Annotated in this window: 12 protein-coding genes; 1 reads left to right on the top strand and 11 read right to left on the bottom strand. The window is 62.1% G+C overall.

Going from position 1 to position 11,537, the window contains the following annotated elements:
- Nucleotides 1–94: 94 nt before the first annotated feature.
- The 10 genes from Q0908_RS10070 to Q0908_RS10115 form a co-directional block, all read right to left on the bottom strand.
- A complete protein-coding gene (locus Q0908_RS10070) occupies nucleotides 95–682 on the bottom strand; it encodes a ferric reductase-like transmembrane domain-containing protein (protein WP_299283568.1) in 588 nt (195 codons plus the stop codon).
- 153 nt (nucleotides 683–835) lie between these two features.
- Nucleotides 836–2,755, bottom strand: a complete 1,920-nt coding sequence (gene ftsH / locus Q0908_RS10075) for an ATP-dependent zinc metalloprotease FtsH (RefSeq protein ID WP_299283570.1) — start codon at nucleotides 2,753–2,755, stop codon at nucleotides 836–838.
- A gap of 79 nt (nucleotides 2,756–2,834) precedes the next feature.
- Complete coding sequence (gene tilS / locus Q0908_RS10080) at nucleotides 2,835–4,082, bottom strand: tRNA lysidine(34) synthetase TilS (RefSeq protein WP_299283572.1); 1,248 nt, start codon at nucleotides 4,080–4,082, stop codon at nucleotides 2,835–2,837.
- Between the two features lie 3 nt (nucleotides 4,083–4,085).
- Entirely contained in the window at nucleotides 4,086–4,898 is an 813-nt protein-coding gene (locus Q0908_RS10085; RefSeq protein ID WP_299283574.1) for a tetratricopeptide repeat protein, read from the bottom strand.
- A 13-nt stretch (nucleotides 4,899–4,911) separates the two neighbouring features.
- Nucleotides 4,912–5,433: a peptidoglycan-associated lipoprotein Pal gene (gene pal / locus Q0908_RS10090; RefSeq protein WP_299153213.1), complete on the bottom strand. Its 522-nt coding sequence runs from the start codon at nucleotides 5,431–5,433 to the stop codon at nucleotides 4,912–4,914.
- 82 nt (nucleotides 5,434–5,515) lie between these two features.
- Entirely contained in the window at nucleotides 5,516–6,829 is a 1,314-nt protein-coding gene (tolB, locus tag Q0908_RS10095; protein ID WP_299283577.1) for a Tol-Pal system beta propeller repeat protein TolB, read from the bottom strand.
- Complete coding sequence (locus Q0908_RS10100) at nucleotides 6,826–7,911, bottom strand: energy transducer TonB (RefSeq protein WP_299283579.1); 1,086 nt, start codon at nucleotides 7,909–7,911, stop codon at nucleotides 6,826–6,828. Before Q0908_RS10100 ends, tolB begins: the two co-directional genes overlap by 4 nt.
- A gap of 3 nt (nucleotides 7,912–7,914) precedes the next feature.
- Complete coding sequence (tolR, locus tag Q0908_RS10105) at nucleotides 7,915–8,379, bottom strand: protein TolR (RefSeq protein ID WP_299283581.1); 465 nt, start codon at nucleotides 8,377–8,379, stop codon at nucleotides 7,915–7,917.
- 2 nt (nucleotides 8,380–8,381) lie between these two features.
- Nucleotides 8,382–9,077, bottom strand: a complete 696-nt coding sequence (gene tolQ, locus Q0908_RS10110) for a protein TolQ (RefSeq protein ID WP_299283582.1) — start codon at nucleotides 9,075–9,077, stop codon at nucleotides 8,382–8,384.
- Between the two features lie 98 nt (nucleotides 9,078–9,175).
- Nucleotides 9,176–9,568, bottom strand: coding sequence for a YbgC/FadM family acyl-CoA thioesterase (locus Q0908_RS10115; RefSeq protein ID WP_299283584.1), 393 nt, complete (start codon nucleotides 9,566–9,568; stop codon nucleotides 9,176–9,178).
- Between the two features lie 184 nt (nucleotides 9,569–9,752).
- Here Q0908_RS10115 and Q0908_RS10120 point away from each other — a divergent pair, with 184 nt between their 5' ends.
- The gene (locus Q0908_RS10120) at nucleotides 9,753–10,910 is read left to right on the top strand and encodes a lytic murein transglycosylase (RefSeq protein WP_299283586.1); all 1,158 of its coding nucleotides are present in this window, start codon (nucleotides 9,753–9,755) and stop codon (nucleotides 10,908–10,910) included.
- Between the two features lies 1 nt (nucleotide 10,911).
- Here the strand turns inward: Q0908_RS10120 and Q0908_RS10125 are convergent, their stop codons facing one another.
- Nucleotides 10,912–11,535, bottom strand: a complete 624-nt coding sequence (locus Q0908_RS10125; RefSeq protein ID WP_299283587.1) for a hypothetical protein — start codon at nucleotides 11,533–11,535, stop codon at nucleotides 10,912–10,914.
- Nucleotides 11,536–11,537 lie beyond the last annotated feature (2 nt).

The following is an 11,537-nucleotide window of genomic DNA, read 5'->3' on the forward strand; positions in this document are numbered from 1 at the left end:
TGCTGTCTCCTGTGCTGCGCGCGTTTGCCTACACCATGATCTCGCCGTGACACCAATCAATTGATGTGGCCGTGCCCACACAGGGCCTGATCAATCAGGCCGCGTGACGTATCCGCACAAATATCCAGCGCAAAAGCAGCGGGGCCGCAAACAAACAGCTCCAGAACAACACCCGGCCTGTATAGTAATCCAGCAAATACCAATGCCAGAGCGCCAAAAGACCGGCGGGATAGACCCAAAGATGCAGGCGCTTCCACCGACGCCCCATCGCACGCACGGCCCAACCGTGCGAGGTCATGGCAAGGGCGAGGATCAAGGCAAAGCTCAGCCATCCCGTCGCATATTCGAGACGCCAAAGGTCGTGCAGAACCGCATCCAGTCGACCCTCATGGCGCAGGTAATGCAGCAAATGCGTGATCGCAAAAATCGCACTGACCAGCCCGATATGGCGGCGTTTGCGCAACAACCAGCGCCCCACAGCCTGTCCTCGATCCAAAAGAGTGATCAGTCGCAACAGCGGCGTGACCGAAATGGCCACAATCAGCCACCTGATGGACCACACCCCGCTCTCATACATCAGCGCTGGATAGTACGCCTCATTCTGCGCCAGCCCCAACAGCGTGTCCCGCCCCAGCCACAGCAGGACGGCGTAAATGAGCAAGGTGGAATAAAGGGGTCGCAAATATCTGAACCACAATGGTTTCGCGGCTCATAGAAAGCCGAAAATCGCGCGCGACGATACCACGCCCACATCAATGTGAAGTCCCAAAACAAAAAACACCCTCCGGGGCGCGTGGCTCCGGAGGGCGTTGTCTGTATCGAGATGTCTTGGCGATCAACCGGTGGGTTCAGGTTCCATCCCGCCGTCGCCCGACGGACCCGACTTCTTCTTGGCCTTGGGAATGGCTGTCAGGCTCGGTTTTTTGTCTTCGACCTTGCTGCCGCCATCCTCATCATCGGGCGAGGTGGGTGGCTCGCCGCGCATAACGCGCTCGATCTCTTCACCGGTCAGGGTTTCGTATTCCAGCAGCCCTTGCGCCAGCCGCTCGAACTCCACCTCGTTTTCCTTGATCACGCGTTCAGCCCACTCGTATCCGTCCTGGATAAAGCGTTGGACTTCCTGTTCGACCAGTTCCTTGGTGTTGGCCGAGACCGAGAAACCGCCCGTGTTGCCGGTATAGCCCTGCGCCGCTTCGGAATAGTCGATATTGCCGACCTTGTCGGACATGCCCCACTGCAGCACCATCGCACGCGCCAGAGCCGAGGCTTGCTGGATATCCCCCGCAGGTCCGTTCGACACCGAATCCGGTCCGTATTTGTGGATTTCAGCCGCCTTGCCGGCCATGGTCATGGCCAGACGCTGGTGGCATTCGTCCTTGAACATGTTAAGGCGATCCATCTCAGGCAGGCTCATCACCATACCCAAGGCTCCGCCGCGCGGAATGATCGTTGCCTTGTAGACCGGATCGCATTTCGGAAGCTTCATCCCCACAAGCGCATGCCCGGCCTCGTGATAGGCGGTCATTTCCTTTTGCTCGGGTGTCATGACCATGCTGCGCCGTTCGGGGCCCATCATCACCTTGTCCTTGGCCGATTCAAAATCGATCATCGTGACAAAGCGACGACCCACACGCGCCGCCATAAGCGCGGCCTCGTTCACGAGGTTGGCGAGGTCCGCACCCGAAAAACCGGGCGTGCCGCGTGCGATAATGCGCAGATCCACATCCGGACCCAGTGGCGTCTTGCGGGCATGCACGCCAAGGATCTTTTCACGGCCCTTGATGTCGGGGTTGCCCACAGTGACCTGACGGTCGAAACGACCGGGGCGCAAAAGCGCGGGGTCAAGCACGTCCTTACGGTTGGTGGCGGCAATAATGATGACACCTTCGTTGGCTTCAAAGCCATCCATCTCGACAAGCAATTGGTTCAAGGTCTGCTCACGCTCGTCATTGCCGCCGCCATAGCCAGCACCCCGGTGGCGACCTACCGCGTCGATTTCGTCGATAAACACAATGCAGGGCGCGTTCTTTTTCGCCTGCTCGAACATGTCGCGCACACGCGATGCACCCACGCCAACAAACATCTCTACAAAGTCAGAGCCCGAAATGGTGAAGAACGGCACACCTGCCTCACCGGCGACAGCGCGCGCCAGAAGCGTCTTACCCGTACCCGGGGGGCCCACGAGCAGCGCCCCTTTGGGGATCTTGCCGCCAAGACGCGAGAACTTTTGCGGGTTGCGCAGGAACTCGACGATCTCGTCCAACTCGTCCTTGGCCTCGTCGATACCGGCCACATCGTCAAAGGTGACACGGCCCGACTTTTCGGTCAGCATCTTGGCCTTGGATTTGCCAAAGCCCATCGCACCGCCTTTGCCGCCACCCTGCATCCGGTTCATGAAATAGACCCAGACACCGATCAGCAGCAGGAAGGGCAGCAGCGACACAAGAAAAGTCTGGAACCCGGATTGCTGTTGCTGCTCGGCCCTAACAGGGATGTCGTTGGCGATCAGCAGATCGGTCACTTCGGCGTCTTCGGGCTTGATCGTCACGAAATCCTCGGTGCCACGGCGGAAGCGCACCTGTTCGCCATCCAGTGTGACGTTGCTGACCGAGCCGTCCTCGACCGCGTCCACAAATTCCGAATAGCTGATCTCGCGGTTCTGCATCGTGTTGCCGGACCCGCCAAACAGGTTGAACAGCGCCAAAATCAACAGAAACAGAACAACCCAGAAGGCGATATTACGTGCGTTTCCCAAGGAAAGTCTCCTGATACAATCGGCCGTTCGAACCACAACTTACGGCGTTGGTATTAAGATAGAGATGATTGGCCTATGTTCAATGCGATAAAAGCGCGGCAAAGAAGGCATCTTGCCCGTTATCAAGCTCGGCGGTCCAATCCGGGTCTACCCCGGTGACCGGAACGGCCATCAGTGTTTGATCATACCACACCGACGGCATCGCGGCCATCGCAGCGCGCGGCAACCCCAGATCGCGCCAGCCTTCAACCTCGCTCAGCGCGTCATAGCCAAGCGCGCGCACCTCGATGTCGGGGTCGTCCTCAGGGCCGGATACAAGCCAACGATCATCCCACAAGTCCCCGACTTCGCTCACGAAATCCTTGACCGCGTTCAACTCGCGAAACACCCAAACGATGTCGTTTTCGACCGTGATCTGACAGCCATCCAGCGTCACCGTCTCGGAGGCCCGTACCGCCGCCAGCGCATGCGCCACAGCTGCACGACGTGGCGCATAGGCGCTGCCGGAGGTCCACCGCACCGCATGGATCAGCAAGCGCCGGCGGATTTCATCCGGCAGCATCCGAAAACTGCGCAAATCCATGGCCACAACTCCGTGACGAATGGTTGCAGTCTCGCGCGCGGCCAGGAATGTCTGCCAATCCAGCGCCTCGCGGGCCTGGCTCATGTTGTGGGCCACATCGACAAGCGTATCAGTATGGACCCCAAGCGAGCCCAGCACCGTCAAAGCGTCGCGCACGCGCACCCGTTCGAAATCGGGGTTTTCGTTGCTCGGGTCTTCGCACCAGCTGAGTTGCGCAGCCGTCAGATACGTGCGCAGGGCCGATCGTTCGATGCGCAGGAACGGGCGCACCCAGGTCACGCCGTAGCGGACCCGCCGGGGGGCCATCGCGCTTAATCCATCGACCCCGGCCCCGCGCGCAAGGCGCATGATAAATGTTTCGGCCTGATCATCCGCGGTATGCCCCAGGGCGATATGGGTGACCCCGTTGCCATAGGCCCAATCGGCCATCAACTCATAGCGGGCATCGCGAGCCGTGGATTGCAGGTTGCCTTCGCCGCTCCACCCTTTCCAGTATTCAACGTGATGAGAGAGGTTCCAGCGCGCGCAAAGGTCCGTGACCAAGGCAACCTCTTCCTTGGCCTCGGGGCGCAGCCCGTGGTTGACCGTGATCACGCTCAGTTCGGTTCCGGTGCCTTTGACGTGCTCGACCAAAGCCGCCAGCAGCGCGACCGAGTCGCCGCCACCCGACACTGCAACGCCAAGGCGCTCAGGGGGGCGGCCCGAAAGCTGCTCGGCAATCGCCTCAAGCAGAGGGGCAAGCATGGATCAACTGCAACCGATATTGCGCATCGCGTCTTGCGCATCCGCCAGGGAAGGAGACGCGGGAAAGCGTACGCCCACTTCGGCAAGGGTCACACAGGCCTCGGACGTCTGGCCAAGGCGACCCAGGGCCGCGCCAAGGCGAAACAGTGCCTCCGCTGCGACCGGGCCCTGCTGATCGAGGGTAAAGGCCGACAGGTAGGCGCGCGCGCCCTCGCGCACATCGCCCAGCCCTTCGAGGGCCTCACCGCGGCGCAACTCGGCCTCTACTGCGAGGGGTCCGCCGGGGTAGGTCTGATTAAAGGTCGCAAACTGATCTGCGGCGGCGCGAAAGTCACGGGCTGCGAGCGCCTCCTGCGCCCGCTCGAAATCCGCTCGCTCTTGGGTGGCCAGTTGGGTCTCGGGTTGCGGCGTCGGGGTCACAGCCGGAGCCGTGGGCGCCGCGCCGCCACCCAGTGTCGGCGTGTCGCCAAGGGCGGCCACATCGCACCCCGCCTCGAGTTCGCACAGGCGAAACTCGAGATCGCCAATGCGGTTGGTGCCGTCATTCACGACCGATCCGATGCGAAATTCCAGCTCTTCGGTCTTGCCCGTGAGGCGCTGCAACTCGGCCTCGATGGTGTTGAGCCGATCCAAGGGACCGCCTGCAATCACTGCACCGGACGCCCCACCTGTCGTGGACAATTCGCGTTTCAGCTTTTGCACCTCGACAAAGAGGACGGTCAATTCCTGACGAATATCGCCAAGGGTCTGGTCCTGCGCGGCCACCGGGCCACACAGACCCAAAGCCATAATCGAGACTACAAAATACCGGATCATCAAAAACGCCTTCTTAACTTGTCAGACCACCAGCCAGCACCGTGACCGCACGGCGGTTCTTGGCATAGCAGGCTTCGTCCGAGCAAACCTCAATCGGGCGCTCTTTACCATAGCTGACAACCTGCAAACGGCTGGCTTGCACGCCCTGGCCCACAAGATAGGCACGGGCGGCATCGGCGCGGCGCGCCCCGAGGGCGAGGTTGTATTCGCGGGTGCCCTGTTCGTCAGCATGGCCTTCGATCACAGCCGTATAATCCGCGTTCTGCAACAGCCAGACGGCTTGTGCGTCAAGGGTGGCGCGGCCTTCGGGGCTGATGCTGGATTGATCCACAGCGAACAACACACGGTCGCCCACGGCCTGCTGGAAGTAGGCGGGTGAGGCTGGATCAGACGCGCTGCCCGCGCCCCCTGCTCCGGCACCGTTGGCAAACGGATCTGCGCCCGCCTCACCGCCATTGCCGAACCGGTCGGGGTTGGTACAGGCCGCAAGACTCAATGCGGCGCACATCATAACAATCGAAAATTTCAGTTTCATGGGCTCGGGCCTCTCTCAGGGGTTTGCCATTTCTTGGTCTTTTTCATCTTCTATCACGAAAGCAAGCGCATGAAAACGCACGCTATCGCTGCAAGGGGCCCCAGCTTGGGTCGGACCCGCCATCCGGGGTGCGCACCGGGCGCAGGTTGCGCCCCGTGATGTCCACCGAGTAAAGCGTGGAGCGGCCTGTGGCCCCTTGGGTTTCACGCGCAAACATGATCACGCGCCCATTGGGCGACCATGTGGGCCCTTCATCAAGGAACGATGCGGTCAGCAGGCGCTCTTCGCTGCCATCCGTGCGCATCACCCCGATATGGAACCGGCCCTTGGACTGTTTGGTGAAGGCCACCAGATCGCCACGGGGCGACCACACTGGCGTGCCATAGCGCCCCTCGCCGAACGAGATGCGGCGCGCCTCACCTCCGCCTGCAGGCATGACATACAGCTGCTGTGTGCCCGAACGATCGCTTTCGAAGACGATCTGGCTGCCATCGGGGCTGAAGCTGGGGGCGGTCTCGATGGACGGTGCGCTGGTCAGACGCGTCGCCGCACCGCTGTTGATATCCATCGAGAAGATGTCGGTATTGCTGCCCTGAGACAGCGAATACACCACCGTTTGCCCGTTCGGGGCAAAGCGGGGCGCAAAGCTCATCGTGCCGGGCTGGCTTTCGAGCACACGGCGCTGCACGCTGCCCACATCCAGCACGTAGATGCGCGGAAAGCCCGTCTCGTAGCTGGTGTAAAGCACGCGGTCGCCCGTCGCGGAAAAGCGCGGGGCAAGCACGATAGACTCAGAGCCAGTTAGGTACTGCACATTGGCCCCGTCGTAATCCATGACCGCAAGCCTCTTGCGCCGGTCCGCCTTGGGGCCGGTTTCGCTGACATATACGACGCGGCTGTCGAAATAGCCCGTTTCGCCCGTGATCCGGCTATAGACGACATCGGCCACCTTGTGCGCAATGCGCCGCCAGCCGTCGGTGGTGCCTGCAAATTGCAGCCCGTCGCCCAGTTCGGCACCGGAAAACACATCATAAAGGCGGAATTTCACGTTGATCTGGTCGCCGTTCACGCTGACAGCACCCGTGACGAGGGCTTGGGCGTTGATAGCCTTCCAGTCGGCATATTGGACCGGCGCGCCAAAGTCGGAGATTTGGCTGATAAAAGCACTGCTTGGCAATTCGCGGAACAGGCCGGTGCCTGTGAGGTCGGCGGCAATCACGCGGGCCAGTTGCGCGCCCATCTCGGCGCTGCCTTCGGTCTCGGGCACCAGATTGGGCACCGCGACCGGCAAGGGTTCGATAACCCCTTCGGTGATTTCAATCCGCAAGGGGCCATCCTGGGCCAGGACGGGGGCGGCGATCAGCGCCGCAAGAAGGCAAAGCAGTCGAACCATCATTTGATACGCATCCTTTCGGGATTGAACGTCATCTCGATTTCTTTCCATTGGCCGTATTTTTCAACCGGCAAATTATACCCATCGCGGGTGCAGCGAATGATTGCGCGGCGCGCCGCCTCGAAGGCCTGATTGGCGGCCGCAGTTGATCCGCCCGAACTCGACACCAAACGGATCGAGGATGTAACGGGCTTTGAGTCCTGTGTCATGTCCACGGCGACAACCACGGTGGTCATGAGCGCCTCGGACGACAAGGACCCCACATTCCAGCACTTCGAGACAGCCACGCGCAACGCATCCTTTTCCCCAGCCGACAGGGGCGGGCCTTGGGGCACCTCGTCGTCCCCACCACCCAACGCTTCAGCGAGCGCATCGTTCACTGCGTTGTCCGTCGGCGTGGGGGTCGGTGCCGGTGCGGGCGTTGGGGCCTCAACGGTTTCTGTGGGTGGGGACGGGCGGCGCGCAGGCGGGCGCGGCGAGGATGTGGGCGCGCGCGACGGCTCTTCAGCTTCGGTCACGATCTCGGTGGCAGCCTCTTCGGGGGCGGTCGCGTCCTGCTCTTCGGCCACGGTGTCGCCTGCCTCACCCTGCACAACCGCCTCTTGTTCGACCTCGTCAGGGGCGGCTTCGGGATCGGGCGGCTGGACAGCCTCTGGGGCCACACGTTCGGACGGGCGCGGCACGGCGCGCGGTGACACCTCGGGTGCGATCACAGCTTGCTGCTCTGGTTGAGGCTGAACCGGGGGCACATCCGCAATCTCGGGCTCGGGTTCAGGAGCGGGGGGTTCGGGGACAGTTTCGGGCTCCGGCTCGGGTGCCGGTTCGGGCGGCTCGGTCACCACCACCTCGTCCGGAACTGGTGTTTCGACCGGGTCCGGTTCAACCTCGGGCTGGACGGGCAAAGCGACCTCGGTCCCGGTTTCAGGCTGCGGCCCTGTAAACAACGCGTCAAACGCATCCGTCGAGATGACGGACACCTCGGTCACTTCAAACGGCAAAGGTTCGGATTGGAAGACGCCGCCAAACAGCACCCATCCAATCAGCCCTGCATGTCCGATCCCTGATATGACCTGCCCGGTGTTCACGAGCTACTGGCCTTCACCGTCCAAAGTCGGGCCACCGATGTCGGTCACCAGACCAATGTTGGAAAATCCGCCCGCGTTCAGAGCCCCCATCACTTCCATCACCTGCGCATAAGGCACAGCCCCATCCGCGCGCAGAAACACCCGGTCGCTCGAGCGTTCAGCGGCAATGCCACGCAGACGGCCAATCAACTGTTCGGGTGCCACGGCTGTGGTCTGGATCTGAATCTCGCCACCCGCGGTGACGGTCACGGTCAGCGGCTCCTCCTGATCGGCGGGCAGTGCGCCCGCAGCCGTCTTGGGCAACTCGACCGGCACACCGACCGTCAGCAAAGGGGCCGCAACCATGAAGATGATCAGCAGCACCAGCATCACGTCAACAAAAGGCGTGACGTTGATTTCGGCCATGGGCCGGGTCCGGCTGCGGCCCCTGCCCCGACGCCCTTCTTTCTGCACGACACCTGCGCCCATGGTCAGCTATCCAACTGACGGCTGAGGATGGTGGCGAACTCGTCCGAAAACGCCTCGTACCCGGCGATGATGCGATCACTGTCCGCACTCAGCTTGTTGTAAAAGATCACGGCCGGGATGGCGGCCAACAGACCCAGCCCCGTGGCCAGCAACGCCTCGGCGATGCCGGGGGCGACGACGGCGAGGTTGGTGTTTTGCTGCTCGGCGATCTCGATAAAGGCATTCATGATGCCGATGACGGTGCCGAACAGGCCGATAAAGGGGGCCGACGACCCGACAGTGGCAAGAACGGTCAACCCGCCTTGCAGGCTTTCGGCCTGTTTGGTGATGGCCACATCCATAGAGCGGTCGATGCGGCTGGTGGCCCCCGCAATCAGCGCGCCATCCTCGCGGTGCGAGCGTTGCCATTCGATCATGCCGGAGGCGAACACCTTTTCAGAGGCCCCGCGCGGTTCCGGGCCAATCTGTTCGAACAGCGCATCCAGCGGCTCACCGGACCAGAACGCACGATCAAAGCGCGCCGCCTCGGATCGCGCGCGGCGATACATGATCAGTTTTTGAATGATGATGCCCCATGCCCAAAACGATGCAACGATCAACATGATCATCACCAGTTTCACGGTCAGGGTGGCACGCGCGAAAAGCGCCCACATCGAGAAATCAACCTCGTGCGCCAACGCCAGGGTGTCTGCTTCCATCTGCCTGCTCTTTGTTATGGACCATTTTGCGGTCCTTATTGCGCACAAGCATAGGGGAACGCACCGGGGAAATCCATCACTTCGGCGTCATTTGGGCCTTATTTTGTTCGTATTGCGCGGATTTCCGCAGGAAGTCGGGTGGGTTTTCCGGCTGTTGTCATGCATGCGGCGATGACGTGCGCGCGAAAAATCGTGCGCCCCGCGACCTGCACTTCCTGGTCAAACACCCACCGCACGGGGCTGGTGGGCGCATGGGTGGTCACGACTTCAAGCCGGTCCCCAAGGCGTGCAGCCCCCAGATAATCCGCCTCGACCCGGGTAATGACGAAGACCAGATCGCGCGCGCGCATCGCGTTCTGATCAACGCCAATCTCTTCGACAATGGTCGAGCGGGCCCGTTCGATGAACTTGAGGTAGTTGGCGTAATAGACCACCCCGGCCATGTCGGTATCTTCGTAAAACACGGTGATGGGAAAACGATGCGGGGTCATGGCGGGCCTGTTTCGAGGTTTGATCTATGGCCTGCCATAGATCACGCCTTGTTGCGCTCTCGCAAGGGCCTGCGCCGCCGCTGCCCCGGTTCCTGCCGATCCATGGTTTTGCCCAAATGGTGCTTTGCGCGGGGCCTCAGCCGCGCTACCCTTACCGCAAAACAAAATGAGCAGAGATTTCAAGATGACCCTTACACGCAGAACCGCACTGCTTGGCCTTGGCGCGATCAGCCTGTCGGCCTGCACCTCACCCCTGTCCGCGCCCGCCCTGGGCACAGAGAGCACACGTTCGACCACGTTGCCTGCCGATCTGCGCCCGGCACCCAACGCCGCCTATGACGCCTGGGTGGCCAGCTTTCGCAATCGCGCGGCCAGTGCAGGCATTTCGCAAGCGACCCTTGATGCGGGATTTCGCGGCACAGGCTACCTGCCCGGCGTCGTCAAGCGCGACCGCAACCAGACCGAGTTTACGCGCACGCTTGAGGATTACCTCGCCATCGCCGCCTCGGACGAGCGGGTCAGCAAGGGGCGCGCCGCCTTTGCGCGCCACCGCGCGACATTGCAGGCGGTCGAGGCCCGCTACGGCGTTCCGGCCAATGTCGTCACCGCCATCTGGGGGCTCGAGAGTTTCTTTGGCGAACGGCGCGGCAATGTGCCCGTGATCTCTGCCACATCCACACTGGCCTTTGACGGGCGGCGCGGCGCGTTCTTTGAAAAGCAACTGATCGCAGCCCTGAAAATCCTGCAATCGGGCGACACGACACCTGCCCAACTGGTCGGGTCCTGGGCGGGGGCGATGGGGCATACGCAGTTCATCCCGACCTCCTATCAGGCCTTTGCGGTCGATTTCACCGGCGACGGGCGGCGCGACATTTGGTCGGACGATCCGGCAGACAGCCTTGCCTCCACCGCCGCCTACCTGCAACGCAACGGCTGGACGCGCGGGCTGAAATGGGGCGGCGAAGTGGGTCAGGACGCACCGTCAGGGTCGATCATCCAGCCTCAACCGGGTGGGCCACGGTTCTCGGTCACCTCCAACTTCCGGGTGATCAAACGCTACAACAACTCGGACGCCTACGCGATCGGGGTCGGTCATTTGTCAGACCGGATCGCGGGGGGCGGGCCAATTCGGGGCAGCTTCCCCCCTGACAAGTTCGGGCTGACCAAAGACGACCGTGTGGCCCTGCAGACACGGCTCAATGCGCGCGGATTCGATGCTGGCAAGCCGGACGGGGTCATCGGATCGGGCAGCCGCAGCGCCATCTCGGCCTATCAGACGAGCATCGGACAGCCCGCAACGGGCGATCCCTCCCCCGCGCTGCTGCGCTCGTTGGGCGGCTAGATCAGGATACCTGCCCGACGCGCGCACTCAGGCGCAGCGCATGTGCGGCATCCTGCGCTGCAACCGGCATGGCCGGATCGTAGGCGGCGCGGATCAACGCCGCGATGTCAGGGCGCAAAACCGTTGTCTCCCCCGCCACCGCCAAAGGGGAGCGGTCGCGAAACGCCATGTCCGACCACAGCAAGAACGACTGCACCACCTGGCTCAGCGCAAGGGTCTCGGCTGGCACCCGGCTCAGATGTGTATCCATCCGCAAGAACACGAAACACGCCTTGATCGCGCCCGCCTCATCAAAGCGGAAGACGCGGTATTGGTTGGCCTCAACCGCCTGCAGGCGCTCCACCAGCGGGCCAAGGTCCGGCATAAGGCGATCCAGATCAGGCACCGCCAGCAGTTCCGCCCAATCGCTGAAAAAGAACCACATGAAGTTCGAACCCAGTTCCGGGTCCGTCTCGGCGGTGTGGTGGCCTGCCAACTGGCAGACCGCCTCAATCGCACCTTTGACGACGCTCAACGTCTCGTCCTGCACCCCAAAGACCACCGGAGCCAGCGGCCGACCCCACCGGGCAAACACGTAATCCCCGGACTCGCGGCGAAACAGGGCCTCGATCTGATCAAGCTCCATCA

The sequence above is a fragment of the uncultured Tateyamaria sp. genome (assembly GCF_947494755.1).
In the GTDB taxonomy this organism is placed as follows: Bacteria; Pseudomonadota; Alphaproteobacteria; order Rhodobacterales; family Rhodobacteraceae; genus Tateyamaria.

Bases quoted from the DNA above. Each gene is read 5' to 3' on its own strand.
- tilS (WP_299283572.1), bottom strand. From the start codon at position 4,082: ATGCTTGCCCCTCTGCTTGAGGCGATTGCCGAGCAGCTTTCGGGCCGC.
- Q0908_RS10085 (WP_299283574.1), bottom strand. From the start codon at position 4,898: ATGATCCGGTATTTTGTAGTCTCGATTATGGCTTTGGGTCTGTGTGGC.
- pal (WP_299153213.1), bottom strand. From the start codon at position 5,433: ATGAAACTGAAATTTTCGATTGTTATGATGTGCGCCGCATTGAGTCTT.
- tolB (WP_299283577.1), bottom strand. From the start codon at position 6,829: ATGATGGTTCGACTGCTTTGCCTTCTTGCGGCGCTGATCGCCGCCCCC.
- tolR (WP_299283581.1), bottom strand. From the start codon at position 8,379: ATGGGCGCAGGTGTCGTGCAGAAAGAAGGGCGTCGGGGCAGGGGCCGC.
- tolQ (WP_299283582.1), bottom strand. From the start codon at position 9,077: ATGGAAGCAGACACCCTGGCGTTGGCGCACGAGGTTGATTTCTCGATG.
- Q0908_RS10115 (WP_299283584.1), bottom strand. From the start codon at position 9,568: ATGACCCCGCATCGTTTTCCCATCACCGTGTTTTACGAAGATACCGAC.
- Q0908_RS10120 (WP_299283586.1), top strand. From the start codon at position 9,753: ATGACCCTTACACGCAGAACCGCACTGCTTGGCCTTGGCGCGATCAGC.
- Q0908_RS10125 (WP_299283587.1), bottom strand. From the start codon at position 11,535: ATGGAGCTTGATCAGATCGAGGCCCTGTTTCGCCGCGAGTCCGGGGAT.